Source organism: Kiloniella sp. (assembly GCF_048270245.1).
In the GTDB taxonomy this organism is placed as follows: Bacteria; Pseudomonadota; Alphaproteobacteria; order Kiloniellales; family Kiloniellaceae; genus Kiloniella.
The window spans coordinates 60,940-77,777 of the sequence record NZ_JBLWTH010000010.1 but is presented as its reverse complement, the minus strand read 5'-3'; the positions used below and the strand labels follow the sequence as shown (position 1 = coordinate 77,777).

General features: G+C 45.7%; 17 protein-coding genes. 10 read left to right on the top strand and 7 right to left on the bottom strand.

What is annotated here, in order from left to right; all coding sequences use genetic code 11:
- Nucleotides 1-97: 97 nt before the first annotated feature.
- A complete protein-coding gene (locus ACN0W5_RS17775; protein WP_417455424.1) occupies nucleotides 98-391 on the bottom strand; it encodes a hypothetical protein in 294 nt (97 codons plus the stop codon).
- 120 nt (nucleotides 392-511) lie between these two features.
- On the opposite strand from ACN0W5_RS17775, the gene ACN0W5_RS17770 reads away from it, so the two are divergent.
- On the top strand, nucleotides 512-1,375 hold the full coding sequence (locus tag ACN0W5_RS17770; protein WP_417455423.1) for a LysR substrate-binding domain-containing protein: 864 nt from the start codon (nucleotides 512-514) through the stop codon (nucleotides 1,373-1,375).
- A gap of 41 nt (nucleotides 1,376-1,416) precedes the next feature.
- On the opposite strand, the gene ACN0W5_RS17765 is transcribed toward ACN0W5_RS17770, so the two are convergent.
- Nucleotides 1,417-2,328 (bottom strand): DMT family transporter, encoded by a 912-nt coding sequence (locus ACN0W5_RS17765; RefSeq protein WP_417455422.1) that lies wholly within the window; start codon nucleotides 2,326-2,328, stop codon nucleotides 1,417-1,419.
- A gap of 307 nt (nucleotides 2,329-2,635) precedes the next feature.
- Here ACN0W5_RS17765 and ACN0W5_RS17760 point away from each other — a divergent pair, with 307 nt between their 5' ends.
- From ACN0W5_RS17760 to ACN0W5_RS17740, 5 genes are all read left to right on the top strand, one after another.
- Nucleotides 2,636-3,073, top strand: a complete 438-nt coding sequence (locus ACN0W5_RS17760; protein ID WP_299371297.1) for a universal stress protein — start codon at nucleotides 2,636-2,638, stop codon at nucleotides 3,071-3,073.
- Nucleotides 3,074-3,084: 11 nt separating this feature from the next.
- Nucleotides 3,085-4,656: an alanine/glycine:cation symporter family protein gene (locus tag ACN0W5_RS17755; RefSeq protein ID WP_417455421.1), complete on the top strand. Its 1,572-nt coding sequence runs from the start codon at nucleotides 3,085-3,087 to the stop codon at nucleotides 4,654-4,656.
- A gap of 287 nt (nucleotides 4,657-4,943) precedes the next feature.
- A complete protein-coding gene (locus ACN0W5_RS17750; protein WP_417455420.1) occupies nucleotides 4,944-5,408 on the top strand; it encodes an ATP-dependent zinc protease in 465 nt (154 codons plus the stop codon).
- Between the two features lie 76 nt (nucleotides 5,409-5,484).
- Nucleotides 5,485-6,390, top strand: a complete 906-nt coding sequence (rimK, locus tag ACN0W5_RS17745) for a 30S ribosomal protein S6--L-glutamate ligase (RefSeq protein WP_417455419.1) — start codon at nucleotides 5,485-5,487, stop codon at nucleotides 6,388-6,390.
- Nucleotides 6,390-7,433: a succinylglutamate desuccinylase/aspartoacylase family protein gene (locus tag ACN0W5_RS17740; RefSeq protein ID WP_417455418.1), complete on the top strand. Its 1,044-nt coding sequence runs from the start codon at nucleotides 6,390-6,392 to the stop codon at nucleotides 7,431-7,433. The genes rimK and ACN0W5_RS17740 overlap by 1 nt, the downstream gene beginning before the upstream one ends.
- Nucleotides 7,434-7,487: 54 nt before the next feature.
- Here ACN0W5_RS17740 and ACN0W5_RS17735 read toward each other — a convergent pair whose 3' ends face one another.
- Nucleotides 7,488-8,072, bottom strand: a complete 585-nt coding sequence (locus ACN0W5_RS17735) for a redoxin domain-containing protein (protein WP_417455417.1) — start codon at nucleotides 8,070-8,072, stop codon at nucleotides 7,488-7,490.
- Between the two features lie 185 nt (nucleotides 8,073-8,257).
- The gene (locus tag ACN0W5_RS17730) at nucleotides 8,258-9,043 is read right to left on the bottom strand and encodes a hypothetical protein (protein WP_417455416.1); all 786 of its coding nucleotides are present in this window, start codon (nucleotides 9,041-9,043) and stop codon (nucleotides 8,258-8,260) included.
- 102 nt (nucleotides 9,044-9,145) lie between these two features.
- On the opposite strand from ACN0W5_RS17730, the gene ACN0W5_RS17725 reads away from it, so the two are divergent.
- The 4 genes from ACN0W5_RS17725 (at nucleotide 9,146) to ACN0W5_RS17710 (ending at nucleotide 12,828) form a co-directional block, all read left to right on the top strand.
- On the top strand, nucleotides 9,146-9,703 hold the full coding sequence (locus ACN0W5_RS17725) for a MarR family winged helix-turn-helix transcriptional regulator (protein ID WP_417455415.1): 558 nt from the start codon (nucleotides 9,146-9,148) through the stop codon (nucleotides 9,701-9,703).
- A gap of 376 nt (nucleotides 9,704-10,079) precedes the next feature.
- The gene (locus ACN0W5_RS17720; protein ID WP_417455414.1) at nucleotides 10,080-11,036 is read left to right on the top strand and encodes a DMT family transporter; all 957 of its coding nucleotides are present in this window, start codon (nucleotides 10,080-10,082) and stop codon (nucleotides 11,034-11,036) included.
- 152 nt (nucleotides 11,037-11,188) lie between these two features.
- On the top strand, nucleotides 11,189-12,163 hold the full coding sequence (locus ACN0W5_RS17715) for a zinc transporter ZntB (RefSeq protein ID WP_417455413.1): 975 nt from the start codon (nucleotides 11,189-11,191) through the stop codon (nucleotides 12,161-12,163).
- A gap of 158 nt (nucleotides 12,164-12,321) precedes the next feature.
- Nucleotides 12,322-12,828: a response regulator gene (locus ACN0W5_RS17710; protein ID WP_417455412.1), complete on the top strand. Its 507-nt coding sequence runs from the start codon at nucleotides 12,322-12,324 to the stop codon at nucleotides 12,826-12,828.
- 107 nt (nucleotides 12,829-12,935) lie between these two features.
- On the opposite strand, the gene ACN0W5_RS17705 is transcribed toward ACN0W5_RS17710, so the two are convergent.
- The 3 genes from ACN0W5_RS17705 to ACN0W5_RS17695 form a co-directional block, all read right to left on the bottom strand.
- Nucleotides 12,936-13,373 (bottom strand): GFA family protein, encoded by a 438-nt coding sequence (locus ACN0W5_RS17705; protein WP_417455411.1) that lies wholly within the window; start codon nucleotides 13,371-13,373, stop codon nucleotides 12,936-12,938.
- Between the two features lie 1,695 nt (nucleotides 13,374-15,068).
- Entirely contained in the window at nucleotides 15,069-15,848 is a 780-nt protein-coding gene (locus ACN0W5_RS17700; protein ID WP_417455410.1) for a siderophore-interacting protein, read from the bottom strand.
- Nucleotides 15,849-16,226: 378 nt separating this feature from the next.
- The gene (locus ACN0W5_RS17695) at nucleotides 16,227-16,832 is read right to left on the bottom strand and encodes a GNAT family N-acetyltransferase (protein WP_417455409.1); all 606 of its coding nucleotides are present in this window, start codon (nucleotides 16,830-16,832) and stop codon (nucleotides 16,227-16,229) included.
- Nucleotides 16,833-16,838: the final 6 nt, after the last annotated feature.

Genomic DNA, 16,838 nt, shown 5'->3' with positions numbered 1-16,838 from the left:
GAGAAGATCGATATCCAGTTTACTTTCCAAACCTTGGAAATCAAACACTGGCCTGACCAGAACAGACTATGGACGTATTTTATAAAGACAGAGCGATTTATACTGTCCGACGCGAATTATGGCTATGTGACGGATGCATGAACCTGTATTCGCCGGCACCTGCCAAGCTTGGTAATTCTCTGGGGTCATAGCCAAGTTCACCAACCAGCTGAACACGAGACACCCCAATATCCTTCAACCACTTCTCGTCACAGCTCAAGAGTCTATGAATTTCTCGTTTTCGTGCATTTCTCTTGCGCCGTGCAAGGAACCAAGACCGAAACCGTGATCCCCATAAACTTTCCACTGGCACGCATTGAGACCCAAAAGTATTTTCAAGTTTATGTACCATCGAACCTATTCCTTATATCAATTACTACTGAATATAAGACCGCAATAGACATTTTTGAAATTCATAGTTAATATGATAGGCATTTAAAATTATCATAACTGTATTTCCGAGATATACGCTATGCCTCCTCACCTTGAAAGCGATTTACTCCGCACCTTTGTTGCGATTGCGGAAACAAAAAACTTCACCCGAGCATCAGAAATTGTCAGCAGAACACAGTCTGCCGTTAGCATTCAGATGAAAAAATTGGAAGAAATCGTCAACGAGAAATTATTCGATCGTGGTCCACGGGGCGTTACCCTTACCCCTTCTGGTGAACATCTGGTTAAAGATGCCAAACGCATACTGTCGTTATTAGACCAGGCCGCGGCATCATTACAAACAGATCCTCTGAAGGGCACCGTCAGAATTGGTATCCCAGAAGAATATGGCGGTACGTTTCTCCCCTCTGTTCTATCTCGATTTGCAAAAACACACCCCCAAGCAGAAGTAACCGTGCGCTGCGCACAATCAGAAGCACTTAACAAGGGGATGGAAAAGGGGGAACTTGACCTTATTATTCTTCACGAAGAAGCCACCAAAACTGGCGGTGAAATTCTTCTGAACAATCCGATCGTTTGGATTACATCAGATACATATCGCCAACACGAATGTACTCCCATGCCTGTGGCTGTGTACGATAGTGAATGTTGGTGGCGTGAATGGGCATTGGCCTGTCTGGATCAACAAAATAAAGATTATAAAATCACCTATGTCAGCAGCAGTACATTTGGCTTACAAGCTGCGGTATCATCAGGCATTGCAGTCGGGATTGTCGCCGAAGGCCAAATACCGCCAGATTGTCGAGAATTAACCGCAGAAGAAGGCTTTCCAAGACTTCAGAGCACAAATATTGTCCTCCGGCAAAACACACAACGCGAATGCAACACCAAAGCAGGGATGGCTCAGGCGATACGCGATGCCTTTCAAGCCTCTAGAGCTTAGGGTCTGCCCCCCTAATTTCGCAGCTTTTGCCCGCATGATTTTTATAGTCGTGATTTTTGGCGGCATGTTACCGGCATGTTAATTGCCGCCACACCAACAACGGCGGCCAGAATTCCAATGGCCACAATAAAAGAAATTTCTTCCCCTAGAAAAACCACTCCGAGCATAACCCCGAAACCAGCACGTAAATATGCCTGACTGGCGACACCTAAAGAACCCAAGGTTTTGATCAACCGAAAATAAATCAGAAGCGCAACGCCGGTACAAAAAATAGACAGGATGGCTAACGATCCAATAGCTTCCACTGAAGGTGTCAAAGACCATGGCTTATCCACAATCAGACTGGCAGGCACCAAAACAATCGTCGCCCACAGCATTGTCCCCGTGGCAATGACCGAGGAACTAAGATGGGTAAAGCGTTTTCCATAAATTGCGGCACAGCCATAAAGAAAGGCGCCCCCAACGGCACAAATTTGCCCAAGAACTTCTTGCCCCAAACCGTCTAAAGCATCAACCCCAACGATAAACAGAACGCCAAACAGCCCAAGGGTTGCTCCAAAAAGCTTTAACCCCGTTATCTTTTCATGGCGGGTAAACAATAAAGTGATAAAAAAGACGAAGATAGGAGAGGTCGAATTTAACACACTGGCAAGGGCACTATCCACATATTGCTGTCCCCACGCCAAAATCGTCCATGCTGCGATAGAGCTAAGAAATGATTGAACAAACAACATGCGCCAGCTTCGGCTATCCCTTGGCAACCGTTCTCGTTTCAAAGCAAGTAAAATCACCAGAAAAATTGCGGCGCCCCCGACACGAACAACCACCAGCGTCAATGGCGGAATCTCCGTTACCGCGATCTTCGCGAATAAGTAAGATGATCCCCACAACAATGCCAAGAGACAAAGAAAGCCCAGTTCGATAAAGAGAACAGGTTGTTTTTGTTTTACCACAATAATTGGCCTTTATTTTCAAATAATTGAACAACATCTTTTCGCCCGAATTATTTAATTATAGGTGCTTCAATCTCAAAATGCTTCGATTAAGAACGAAGTATTAAAACAAACCTCCCGACACCCCTCTTTAACAATCGATTGTAAAACTATCGCATTTTTTTCACCTTTAGGTTATGGTTACCAAATTGTTACCTAAAAAAGGTAGCAAGTGATCTTAGGATCCAAAAACAAAAACATTAAACAGGGGGGCTTCGCAGAATAGTAAAAGCCCCAAATAGAACAGTAAAAACCAGAGGGGAATCAAATGTCCGCTACATTAATTGTAGGACTTGATGGCACAGAGTCCGGTAACCGTGCCCTCGCCTATGCTAAAAAGCTCGCTAATCTTATTGGTGGCTGTGAATTACTTGTGGTCTATGTGATTGAATGGTCACCTTATACATTCCAAACCGCCGAAGAAAATTCCCAACGGCATAAACGCCGCGAAGAAGAAATATCAATGGCGATGGAACGCGTTATCGATCCTGCTGTAACATCCTTAAAAGCCGACGGCATTAACGCACGGGGCATTGTGCGTCATGGTGACGTTGCTGAACTTATCGATGCTGTTGCCGTCGAAGAAAAGGCTGAACAAATTATTGTCGCTCGTTCATCAGAAGGTGGCTTTGTTAAACGTGTCTTTGGCACAGCAACGGCCAACCTTGTTATGCACGCCAGCGTTCCCGTAACAGTCGTCGGATAAGGAGAGCACTTATGAATAAAATTTTTAAAATTCTCATGCCTGTGTTCGCCCTTATGAGCACAACAACGACCGCCTTTGCACAAGAAGGTGGGGGATTAGACGCTGCGATCAACACAGGCTTTGCCGCAGCAACTGGATGGTTTGTTAACTTCATCTTTGCGCCGTTCCCAGGCACAAGTTTTCCGTGGATTGTGATGTGGCTTGTTATTGCGGCATCCGTTTTTAGTCTCTATTTTATCTTTGTCCAATTCAGACTTTTTGGTCATGCGATTTCGCTTGTCAAAGGGGATTATTCCGATCCCAATGACGCAGGGGAAGTCAGTCACTTTCAGGCATTAGCAACAGCCCTGTCCGGGACCGTCGGTCTTGGTAATATCGCGGGCGTTGCGGTCGCAGTCGGTATTGGTGGCCCCGGCGCAACCTTCTGGATGATCCTTGCCGGGCTTTTGGGCATGGCATCAAAATTCACCGAATGTACACTTGGGGTGAAATACAGAAACGAGTACGAAGACGGCACCGTATCTGGCGGCCCCATGTATTATATTTCAAAGGGCTTTACCGAACGCGGTCTTCCCGGCGGCAAGTTTCTGGCTATTCTCTTTTCCGTCTTCTGTATCCTCGGTGCACTGGGTGGCGGAAATATGTTCCAGGCTAACCAGGCACATGCACAAATTGCAGGCATTGTCGGCGATTACCCCGGCTGGATTACAGGCCTTATTTTTGCCGGTGTGGTCTTTGCAGTTATCGTTGGCGGCATCAAATCCATCGCGAACGTAACCGAAAAAATTGTTCCCTTTATGGGCGTGCTCTACGTCGGTGCAGCCGTGATCATCCTTATTATGAACGCAGGCCAGATCGGTTGGGCTTTTGGCCAGATCTTTGAAGGCGCATTCACCGGGCTAGGTGTCGCTGGCGGCTTTGTCGGTGCTTTGATTCAGGGCTTTAAACGGGCAGCTTTCTCGAACGAAGCTGGTGTTGGTTCTGCCGCGATTGCACACTCTGCTGTACGGACAAAAGAACCAGTGACAGAGGGTGTCGTTTCTTTGCTGGAACCTTTCATTGATACAGTTGTTATCTGTACAATGACGGCGCTTGTGATCATCATTACAGGCCAGCTCACCGTAAATCCGGAAACAGGCAACTATATTGTCGAGGGTGGAAAAATCGTCACAGCGACGGGCGTTTCCGGTGTTGCACTGACCTCTGCTGCATTTGAATCAGCCTTTAGCTGGTTCCCATATGTCCTTGCTCTTGCGGTTATTCTCTTTGCCTTCTCGACCATGCTTTCCTGGTCTTACTATGGCTTGAAAGCCTGGACCTATATGTTTGGTGAAAGCAAAGGCGCAGAGCTGACCTTTAAGGTTATTTTCTGTATCTTTATCATTATCGGTGCCGCAGCAAGCCTTGGCCCGGTTATCGATTTCTCTGATGCAGCAATCTTTGCAATGGCCGTGGTGAACATCACGGGGCTTTATTTCTTGATGCCAATCGTGAAGCGGGAACTCAACAGTTACTTGTCCCGTCTAAAATCTGGGGAAATAAAAAAGTTCCCTGGTCAGGCCGAAAAAAGCGCCGCGGAGTAAGCGCACAAACGCTGCTGAATAAAATCAGGCTGTAACATGCCTGAATTTACGAAGCGGGGAATTTACGAAGCGGGTGGCGAGAACGTCGCCCGCTTTTATTTTATGAAACCCACGTTTATTTCATGAAGCCCAGATTTTGTTTCATAAAACATGGGTATATTTCACTCAGGAACATAAAATAGCTATACAACCCCACGTCTTTACACTACGGAGTTAGCATAAGAATTTATTCAGGAAACTTTCTTGGCTGTCAATAATCTGTTAAGCTGGTAGTGAAATGCAGAGCTATGAAATCTAAAGAACGTAGAATTACTGAAATTGGTTGGCGCGAGTATGTTGGACTGCCAGAATTTCATATAGAACATGTAAAAGCCAAGATTGATTCGGGCGCCCGAACTTCTGCACTTCATGCAGAAGAAATCACACCCTTTGATGAAAATGGGATCGATTATGTTTCTTTCCTTATCCCCTTCATTGGCTGTGAAAAAGGAATTCGGTGCTCTGCAAAAATCGTTGATCGACGCCCAATTAAAAACACTGGTGGCGTGGCAGAAGAACGATACATCGTTAAAACAACCCTGACCTTGGGGGAAATGCGCTGGCCTGTAGAAGTTTCTCTCACCAGTCGGCAATCCATGCGGTTTCCGGTCATTATCGGGCGTACAGCGATAAGGGATAAAGGCTTTCTGTTAAACGCCGGGCGCTCTTATCTCTCGGGACGCCCCGGCTACATATTGCCCAGACAAGAGTAAGAAAAAACAAGGCCCCCCTATCAGGTATGGCCATAGATAGACACAAAATCCATATCATTAAAAATGGAGTAAAATCATGAAAATTGCGATGTTGGCACGGAACGCCAACCTCTATACGCACCAGCGCTTGAAAGCAGCCGCTGAAGAACGAGGGCATCAACTCGATATTATCAATACCCTGCGGTGTTATATGAATATCGCCTCTCGCCGCCCTGAAATATACTACAACGGCGAAAAGCTAACAGGATACGATGCGGTAATTCCCCGTATTGGTGCCTCAGTCACCTTTTACGGAACCGCTGTTTTACGCCAATTCGAAATGATGGGCGTTTTCCCCCTGAACGAATCAGTTGCGATCGGACGATCCAGAGACAAATTGCGCTCCATGCAGCTATTAGCGCGTGATGGCATCGGTCTGCCCGTAACAACATTTGCCCATGACCCTAAACAAACCGACGAAGTCTTAAAGCTCGCAGGCGGCGCCCCCTTGGTCATCAAGCTTCTCGAAGGAACACAGGGCATCGGTGTAGTTCTTGCCGACAGTGATCGCTCTGCAACCTCTGTTATTGAGGCTTTCCGTGGTGTTAAAGTGAACATACTGGTTCAGGAATTCATCAAAGAAGCAGGCGGTACAGACATTCGCGCACTCGTTGTTGGGGGCAAGGTTGTCGCCGCGATGAAACGTACAGGTGCCGAAGGCGATTTCAGATCCAACCTTCATCGCGGAGGCAGTGCAAAACCGATCAAGATTTCCCCGGAAGAACGCTCGACAGCCATTCGTGCAGCAAAGGCCATGGGCCTCAATGTCTGTGGCGTTGATATGCTGCGTGCCAACCATGGGCCTGTTGTTATGGAAGTCAATTCGTCCCCCGGTCTGGAAGGCGTCGAAAAAGCAACGGGAATTGATATTGCTGGCAAGGTGATCGAATTTCTTGAAAAGAAAGCAAAACCCGGTCAGACAAAAACAAAAGGCAAAGGATAATGCCAATACGCCCCCCTTTTCAGATTGGCAAATACACCATCGCCGCAGGCACGCGCCAAACTATCGATCTTCCGGTCAGCACCCTTTCTGATCACACCCCTGTTTCCATGTCTGTACATGTCATTCATGGTAGAAAACCGGGACCAACAATGTTTGTCAGCGCGGCAATTCATGGCGACGAAGTCATTGGCGTAGAGGTTGTCAGGCGATTACTTCGGACTAACGGGCTGAATAAACTACGGGGCACTTTGTTGGCGATCCCCATCGTCAATTCCTTTGGCTTTATGAACCATTCGCGCTATCTGCCAGACAGGCGCGATTTGAACCGATCATTTCCCGGGTCGCCCAAAGGATCATTGGCTGGCCGTCTGGCCAATATTTTTATGGAAGAGATTGTCGCCCGATCAGATGTGGGTATTGACCTGCATTCCGCATCTTTTCACCGAACTAACCTGCCTCAAATTCGCCTTACGCCCTCTAAGCCAGAAACCATGGCCTTGGCCAAGGCCTTTGCCGCGCCGCTTATTCTGACCTCAAAAATTCGCCCAAACTCTCTGCGTCAATCCGCACAAGAACAAGGTGTCGACATCCTGGTCTACGAGGCTGGTGAAGGCTTGCGCTTTGACGAAATGGCGGCGCGTGTCGGCACCGCTGGTATTATCAGGGTTATGCGACATTTGGAAATGCTCCCGGCAAAAAGCTCGGCCAAAGCAAAGGTTAAACCAATCCTGTCCTCGTCCAGTTCGTGGGTTCGCGCCCCTGCTGGCGGTCTTTTACGTCTGTTCAAAAGTGCGGGCGAAGAGATCAAAAAAGGCGATATTCTGGGCGTTGTATCCGACCCCTTTGGCGAGATAGAAACCGAAGTTCTGTCATCGGAAGAAGGCTTGATTATCGGACGAACAAATTTGCCCGTCATCAACGAAGGAGACGGCATCGTCCACATTGCCAAGATCAACCACAATGCTGACGCCGTGGCGACAATCGACAGCCTGACCACCCAACTGGAACAAGACCCCCTATTTGATGAGGATGAAATTATATAATTCTACTTTTACATTACCTTTCAAATACTTATAACACTCAATAGGATCGGGGCATCATACAGGGCACCCTGTTTCATCACAGGTGCCTTTTTGTTCACCCGATCCCTTTAATTTTTTACGCTGACTATGGTCGTGGCTTTGACGCTCTCTTTGATCAGTTTTAGTTGGTTTTTCTTGGATCAAGGCCATGATTTCCGCCCCAAGTTGTAAGTCTGACATCGCGCCAAATTTTTGACGTCGAAGCCGTCCCTGACGATCAATTAAGATTAAACTTGGCGTCCCCTGTAACTGATAACACGCCATGGTTTTAGGGATAGGACCACTTTTTGAAGGCTCATCAATCCCAACAGGAAAAGTAATCCGATATTCATGCAAAAAGGCCTTAAGACTTTCTGGCCCCATCGCAGCATGATGCTCAAAAACAGTATGTATCCCTAAAACGACAAGGTCGTCTGAAGAGAATAATTGATAAGCTTTTTGAGCCTGAGGCAGGCCATGTTCTACACACCCAGGACAAAGCATTTGAAAAGCTTCGATCAAAACAACTTTTCCCAAACAACCCTCTAGCGTAATATCAGATGCCGTGTTCATCCATTGCGATATCTCTAGCTCCGGTGCTTTCCGCAATATATTTTGCATTTTGTCTCCTAATTTCTAATTCCGGCTTTTATTTTAGTTTTGCTGTATATGACCAACCCACCTGTACCAAAATTGCCCTCTAAGCCTCATGTTTTTCTTATATCGCAGTCCCTGCGCAGAAAACGCGATTCTCCTTTTCTGGCAGGGTATGTGCGATAAACTCTCGATGTTCAATCCAAGTTGCTTTAATTGGAAACCAGTTTTGCCTCTCCCTCTTTCATGATGATACCGGGGAATGACAAATCACCGGATGCCACATCATGCGCCTGATTTACACAGAGCAAGGGATGATCACTATTCTCTTCCGATACGTTGAGGATAGCCGTCATTGCGTCGAATTGTGCCCCTTCGGCACCTTTTACAGGCAAAGTTACCTTGAGCTGATTATCAAAAAGGATCGGGCTTTGTCCGGGTGCATCCAAGGCGATCGGTAGATCGGGCATAGTTGCAGGTACAATATCTTGCCCTGGCGAAATTTCTCGTACCTTGAACCCGGCTCCACAGTCGTTGTCTTGGGTCAAAACGGCCCAATGGGCGTGCCAGGTTTTGCCATCATTTGCCGGGTCGCCATCATTATTTTCATCATAAAGTGGGGTATCATCAAAATCAGGATGTGATGTAATCGCCAGTGCCAAAATACCCGAACTCGGTGTAAATCCGACACCTGAAGGATCAATTTTGGTCGGCCAGACATATGCAAAAACAGATGAACCACGAAACGCACCTGTCGCTTCTGGTGTGATTGTTCCGGTCTTTCCAGCCAACTCCATCAAGAAAGTCGCCCAACGTCCGTCCGTATTAGCAGAGGCCTTAATGATATCAAAGGGTGGTGTGATATCCTGACTTACAGGGCTTTTGATATCGTGTGCCCTTGCTTCAGTGCCGAAAATTACCTCTGTCCCCATAAACGTCCCCGCCACGAATGTAAGAGATGCCAGATAAGTGAATTTTTTTACAATAAGGTTTGTCATGATTTTCTTCTCCATCACAAATAGTATCGACTCGATACAACAAAACATATAACACACCTCTCTCCACTTGCAACAATTGTTTTTAGTCGATACTATTAAGGAATGAGTAAACCGAGACAATTTATCAGCTTATTATCCCGCCTTTCCCGTTTGATTAATCACGATGGTCACGCAGGGGGACTCAAACCCGCACAGTGGGATGCTTTACGTTATCTGGATCAAGCAAATTGCTTTTCTCGCAATCCCAGCGCCTTGACGTCCTATTTGGGCGCAACAAAAGGCACAATATCACAGACCTTGATGTCACTCGAAAAAAAGGGGCTTGTTGTTAAAACCCAACACCCACAAGATAAACGATCTGTAACCTTAGAACTAACAGGAAAAGGCGAAAACCTTGTTCAGGAAGATGCCCTTCTGCCCTTTCAAGACGTGCTAACCACTCTTCCCGCCAATGATCAGAACAACATAAGAAACGCGCTGGAAAAACTTCTACTGGTCAAACTCAGAAGCGACGGGAACAAGCCTTTTGGCATTTGTAATACTTGCCGACACTTTAAAACAAACTCTCCCCTTGGCACGCCAAATTTTTGTGATCTGCTCAAAGAGCCCTTAAGCCATACCGAGAGCGACAAGATTTGCGTAGAACAATCCCCGGCTTGATTTAAAATTCTCAACCATAAATAAATCGCCATTGCATCCCCATCAAAAGAGGCGCAAGCTATGGCGTCATTAAGCTCTGCCCCCCATGCAGAGTTTTTGTTTGTTTACTTAAGAAACAGACCATCTTGTCCATACGCCCCTACTGGCGCCTGTACTGGTTCTTTCTAATCCGCTTGATCAGAACCAGTCTTTGTCAAACCCAACTGTTGTCCCTACGATTGCCCCACAATTACCAGAGCCAACTTTTGATTAACAAAGATCTGACATTGTTCACCTTACAGGCTGTCAATCCACCAAGACCTGTGTATTACAGGCCACCACGTCCACCCCGCCGTTCTGTATTGACGGGACTGGATAGCAAAGGATTTTTGTCACCATGCAGTTCGTACCCGAACGCATATCAACCTATTGGGTAGAAGATCTCCTTCCTGAATGTTCGGGACGATGGAAGAAAATTCCCGGTAATATTCGCGGGGCCATTCTTGTTCTTCTCGCGACCCTAAGCGGCTCTATTATGGGGGCTTTGATCAAGGTTATCGGGCAGCGGGTGCCTGTTTTTGAAATCCTTTTCATCCGCCAACTCTTTGCCCTGATGATGGTTGCACCAATCATCATAAAGTCAGGCCCCAAAGCATTTAAGACCAGCGTCTGGAAGCTCTATCTCTTACGCGGGGCCTTTTCCTTTATCGCCATGAGTGCCGGGTTCACCGCTGTCGTCTACATGCCCTTGGCTGAGGTAACAGCCATTGGCTTTGTTCGCACCCTGTTCACGACCTTGCTTGCCATTGTGTTCCTGCGCGAAGTGGTCGGCATTCGCCGTTGGTCGGTCACCATTATCGGCTTTATCGGTGTACTCGTTATTGTTCGTCCCGACACAGGGGAGTTCAATATCTACGCGATTTTGGCAATCATTTCGGCCTTTTTTGTCGCCGCGATTATGATTATCCTACGCAAAGTTTCTCAGATAGATAAACCCTCAACAATCATGGTCTATCAGTCCCTGCTTGTGACCTTGTTTATGGCTGGTCCTGCTTGGTGGTACTGGACCACCCCGACCCTAAACGAAGTCCTGGTTATTATTCTGATCGCATCTTTACTATCGGCCATGCAGTGGTTTTACATTCAAGCCTATCGCGTTGCAGAAGCCGTGACTGTTGCCCAAGTCGAATACGTACGCCTACTATTTGCCACCGGGATCGGTATTCTCTTTTTCGCAGAAATCCCCACCCTCTGGACACTTCTCGGCGCCAGCATCATCGTCGGCTCAACCTTTTACACCGTCCACCGTTCCGCCGTACGTAAAAGAGAACGTGAAGGAAAAGAGAAGCTATAAAGCCAATTTGATCTTCGACGTTAGATATTTATTGTCTTTTTACTCTAATAACATAAGACTAAAGATATCTTTTTTTGCGGCAGAATCTACCCGCGTGTCATCAGATAGAACAGCATATCCGGTACTTTGTATGCAACAAACAAGGCAACGACATGAATGAACATATCCTGATGTCTTACGATTTTGACGGTAAAGGTGGTGGTCAGGAAATATTTGATACTGATGTCATCAGCCAAAAGTTGAGGGATGACAAGCTTGCCTGGATACATCTGGACCTTAACCACCCCGATACGCAACCGTGGCTGGAAAAAGAAATTTCTTATCTTGACCCTTTCATCGTCGATAGCCTTACCGCAGAAGAAACTCGTCCCCGGATTACGGAAATTGGCGAAGGCGCACTGGTGATTTTACGGGGTGTAAACCTACATGAAAATGCAGATCCGACCGATATGATCTCTATCCGGTTATGGATTGATAGCCATCGCATTATCAGCGCCCAGAAACGACAGCTTAAGGCCGTTCAAGATATCCAAGAGAAAATCAAACTTGGCAAAGGCCCAAAAAGCGCTGGGCAATTCATCGCCTTTTTAATTGCCCGTTTATCGGAACGGATGGAACCAATCCTGATTGATCTGGATGAACAGGTCGATGATCTGGAAGAAGTCATCATGGAACAGGCGGATAAATCTTTGCGTGGAACGGTCGTAAGCATACGCAAGCAAATCATCATGCTCCGCCGTTATATATCCCCACAACGAGATGCCATTTTACAGTTACGCGGATCAGATCTTGGCTGGCTAAATAACCAAGATAAACGCCTTATTCAAGAAAGCTATAACCACGTCACCCGTTTTGTCGAAGATCTTGACGCACTTCGCGAACGCGCACAGGTCATCAAAGACGAGCTTATCAATAATCTGTCAGATAAATTAAATAAAAACATGTATACCCTGTCTGTCATCGCAGCGATTTTTATGCCTCTGGGCTTCTTAACCGGGCTTTTGGGGATCAACGTCGGGGGAATACCTGGCGGAGGAGACGAAAATGCTTTTTGGCTTTTCAGTGGTCTGCTGATTTTAATCGTTTCGATACAGATCTATATATTCAAAAAACTAAAATGGTTTTGATCGTGACGGCTGGCGAAACAACCCTGTTAAAGCGCAGGCTCATAACATGAAAGCGCCCCACTCCAGATCTAAAAAAAAGAAAAACATAAAGCACTGGAATTACACTACCATAGATAATAACATACGATGACCGTTCAATCCTGATAAGAGGCTAAAACGTGGGTTACAAACTGGATTTTAAGAACTTGGAATGCTGTATCGTAGATGATGAACCCTTTATCCAACGCATTGTAAAATCGATCCTGACATCTTTAGGAGTACGGGATATCCGCATGGCAAGTGATGGGGCCGGCGGTTACAAACTCTTGCAACGGAAGCCAGCGGACCTGATTTTTATTGACTGGACGATGAAACCTATTTCCGGAATAGATCTCGTCAAAAAAATTCGCTCCTCCAATGACCAGAACATAGCTGACATTCCGATTATCATGCTCACAGCCCATTCAGAGCGCGAATACGTAGAACAAGCCGTACAGGCTGGCGCCAACGATTATCTGGTTAAGCCGGTATCGCCCAAACTCTTGCGTCAGCGTATCGAAGGCATATTCAAGAACCGTCTGCCATTAAGCGAAGAAACGGGGCGTGCCAAGCCCAAAACCTTACTTAAGAACCCATCTAAAACTGAAGACGACGACTTTTTCGATATCTCGGTAAAAGACGAATAAAAATAGAGAGGAGACATAGGCCCCTCTCCAAAATTTTATTTAATAAATTATCTGCAACTACCTAGAAGTCACCAGCCCTTTTGCATGCAGCTTATTCAAGCATATCCCTATTCAACCATACCGAGGGATTTCAGGAATTCATGCTCTGTCATGCGGGGATGGTCACCTGCAAAGTTGTATCCTGCCGGCTTGCTGTCGATATAGATTTCGTTGGCGAGTGAAAAGCCATCATTTTTATCAAAGGCCCCCGCCCATACAACAGTCATACTGCCATCACGCAAGCGATAGAACAGATGTGTGCCACAGTTCTGGCAAAATCCACGCTCTGCCCAATCAGAAGAAACATAGGACTTTACGTTATCTTCGTTTTCGAACTCCATGCCCTCGACATGGATCGCCATGGTTGGGCCACCTGACCATTTTCGGCAGGTACCGCAATGGCAAACACCGTGATCTCCACCGACACCTGTTGCCGTAAACTTTACAGAGCCACACAAACATCCGCCCGTCATGGCTTGACCATTTTCATTTGTTGTATCTGACATACTTTTCCCCTCTTGGTTCTTATTAATAACCCTTCCTGATTAGGCCTATATCCTATGCCTTATCAGGAAAAAATTTTACAAAATCTCACGAAATCTTATTGTACAGACAGATGATACCCCACCCCTACTGACAACATTGTGTCAGGAGGATTTTGATCAGAATAATTCATCATATAAAGGGTCAAAGGGTGCCCAGTGTCGACAGCAACAACATATTATCAGGTTCGACTTGGTTGGGCCTTACCCTCGACAAAGCCCGCGTATATATCTAGAGAGAAGAAGTTAAGAGTTCCACAAGGCGTAATGTTCTGGACATAATTAGCGAAGACAAAGCAAACTTGGAAAGGTATCCCTGCCTCACAAAACCACAAAATCAAACACATTAAATAGTATCAAGGCAAATACTTCACATATATCAAACCGATTCCACACAAATCTAGCATAAAAACTACACACTACACTGTTGTATTACGAGCATTTAATACAATATAATTGTTTATCATAAAACAAGATCCTGTCTTTGAATCAACCAGATAGTCGCCCCCATGCACACCCTATAAGTGTATTGATTTTTTTCACGTTTTTTTCACTCCACATTTCAATCAGAAAAGTGTTCAATACATTCACGCAAGCAACTTATCCCGATTTCTGAAGCGCTCGCACTGCGCACCATCTATCTCAGAAATCGGGATTTGCTTTTTCTCCCCGTTTCTTCGCTATTTTTCCAAACCCAACTTTTCTTTCTGTAAAAGCAGGTCTTCTCACCACATCGTTATCGCAGCCTGGTTTGACCTTGTTCCAGATTGACCACCTTAACGCTTGAAGATTTTCACACGTTACTCAGATCTTACGATGAAGTTCACCACACCTATGGTTAACGACCACATCGCAAAAAAGCGAATATGCTCAACATACTTCTATTACCCATACTTCTATTACCCATACTTCTATTACCCATACTTCTATTACAGGGAGATTTACTGCATGACCTTTCATTATACACCCATTAAACGGTCTATATGACTGGGGCATTTGGGTAAGCTGCCCGGCAGGTAAGCTTTCTGGAATTATCTTGAGAACACTCCTTCTAGATTTACCTCTGTTAAATTTACCCCGGCTAAATTTACCCGTGAATACTTTTTCACGCTCTTTTCACTCACACCTTTCAGGCCAATCAGGTTTTAATACTCATGCAAGCAACTTCCCCCGGACTGACAACGCGTTTTATTGCACCACGCCTGTCAGTTCGGGGGTCGTATTAAGGCACATATTCAGCCTGATTCTTTATGGCCAATTATATTCATGGCTTGTTTGCAAATAATCTATTGCTCGCTGACTTAGCGATCTATTTTAGTACATCACCGATAGCATTTATCGGTACACCCTGTATTTGCCTTACCCAGCCGGCATTTATTTGCCAGCCTTTTGGCTCTTGTTGATTTTGTCAGGGGGACAATTTCAACAAGAGCCATTTTTTTGAGTAAACAATCCTTTTTCCAGCCAAACCTGATACTCGAAAAAGTGGCATCGCATCTACCACTTCCCCGCCTTAAGTCCGAGTATCGTCCCCCTCACAACGGCAATTCCAGAAACTAAACCAACCAGCTAAAGATCAAAACGTGTCCCTCTTTAACAGACACAAAAAAGCCCGAAACAAATTCTGCTTCGGGCTTTCTATTGTATTATAATCTATAGTTAAGCCGCAGCCATTCGCTTTTGAATTTGGTGTGCATCCTCTTCCAGACCAATTTTCCAATAGGCGGACATATAGGTATCTTCTTTTGGAATGCCGCGTTCTTGATAAAGATGATTACGCAATTCCTTAACCACACCAGACTCCCCTGCGACAAAAACACTGGGATATCCTGGGCGCCATCGCATTTTTCTGATAAAATCACTTTGCTGATAACTTCTTACGGTCGGGTTATCATGAACCAACCAATGAATATCAATACCATCAGGTGCGTCGATCTTCTGGCGATCACTCTCTGAAGTTACCTCAAAAACAGCTGTACCCACAGCATCTTTGGGAAGCGCTTCAAGAGCAGCAGCGGCAGCCGGAATTGCGGTCATATCCGCCGCGAGCAAGAACCAATCCGCATCCAGGTAAGTCATTTTTTTAGGGCCAGGTCCAAAAAGACCGATATAGTCCCCTGGCAATGCGCCTTGTGCCCAATTACTTGCCGGGCCACCATCACCATGAATAACGAAATCAATGTCGAGTTCATTTTCCTCAACACGATGCTGACGCACAGTATAGGTTCTCATCACGGGGCGCTGCCCATCCTCTACCTGCGCCACGAACTCGGCAGGATCTATATCGTCTTGTGGAATCAATACCTTTACATGTGCCCCTTCCTGATTTTCAGGAAAGCCATGTAGGCCAACTCCACCAAGTGTCACACGCAACATATGCGGTGAAAGCTGTTCTTTACGAACAACCGTCAAAATCCTCGGCGGTTTACGCTTACTCATTTAATCCCCCATTCAGCAAGGTGACTATAAACATCAATTTGTTTATTGACTGCTAGTAACCGTAAAAGCCTTTGAGAACTCTTTTACCTCATTACCAGCGCAGGTATATCTACAGGGAATATAAGACGTAATTATGACAATGCAATGAGAATGATTCTCAATTAAAAAAACCATCCCCTAACATATTATTTTAAAAAGAAATTATTTTTATTATATTTATGATACACAACAAAATATGGGATCAACTTCTCAACAGAGCACACAAAACTGTCCTATTTAACAATCAGTCAGATCCAAATATCTTCCCCCCATGGCTGTATTATTCACCTCATTAACGACTCATTTTACCGCCCCAGAGTACCCGCGACGATAAATAAACTATATTTTTAAACGTTTATACATATAGGTCGTAGGGTCATAGCGATCTGCATCATGTGTATCCCGACAATAACCTGGTATAACCCCAGCAGTTTCATAGCCAAGCTGATGATAAAGCGGCTCGGCATTATCCCCTGTTCGTGTATCCAACGTAATCAGGCTTTTCCCACGCGCTACGGCCTGTGTCTCAAGCTCTGCCATCAATGCTTTTGCGATGCCCCTTTTTCTGAACAACGGAGAAACCAAAAGCTTTGACACATCAGCCCGGTGAAGCTGATTGGGCATCGCACTGCTACACAGTTGTACCGTTCCGACCACCTGCCCCTCGACAAAATAAACCATCAAAACTGTCTGACCGCTGGCAACCCCCGGACGTACATGATCGTTCCAAAAACTCAGACTTTCGTTTTGCGAAAATGGTAAAACAAAACCAACACTGGCCCCGTCAAGAACACAGGTCTTCAGCAATTCAGCAAGCCCTTCAACGTGAAGGTCAAACCCCTCAAGGTCGAGACACAGTAAAGCATTTTCACTCTTCATTATTTCCAACACCATTTCTAGAATTAAGATATCGTTGATAGAATTTCCCACCGAAGAAAACCCCATGAAAAC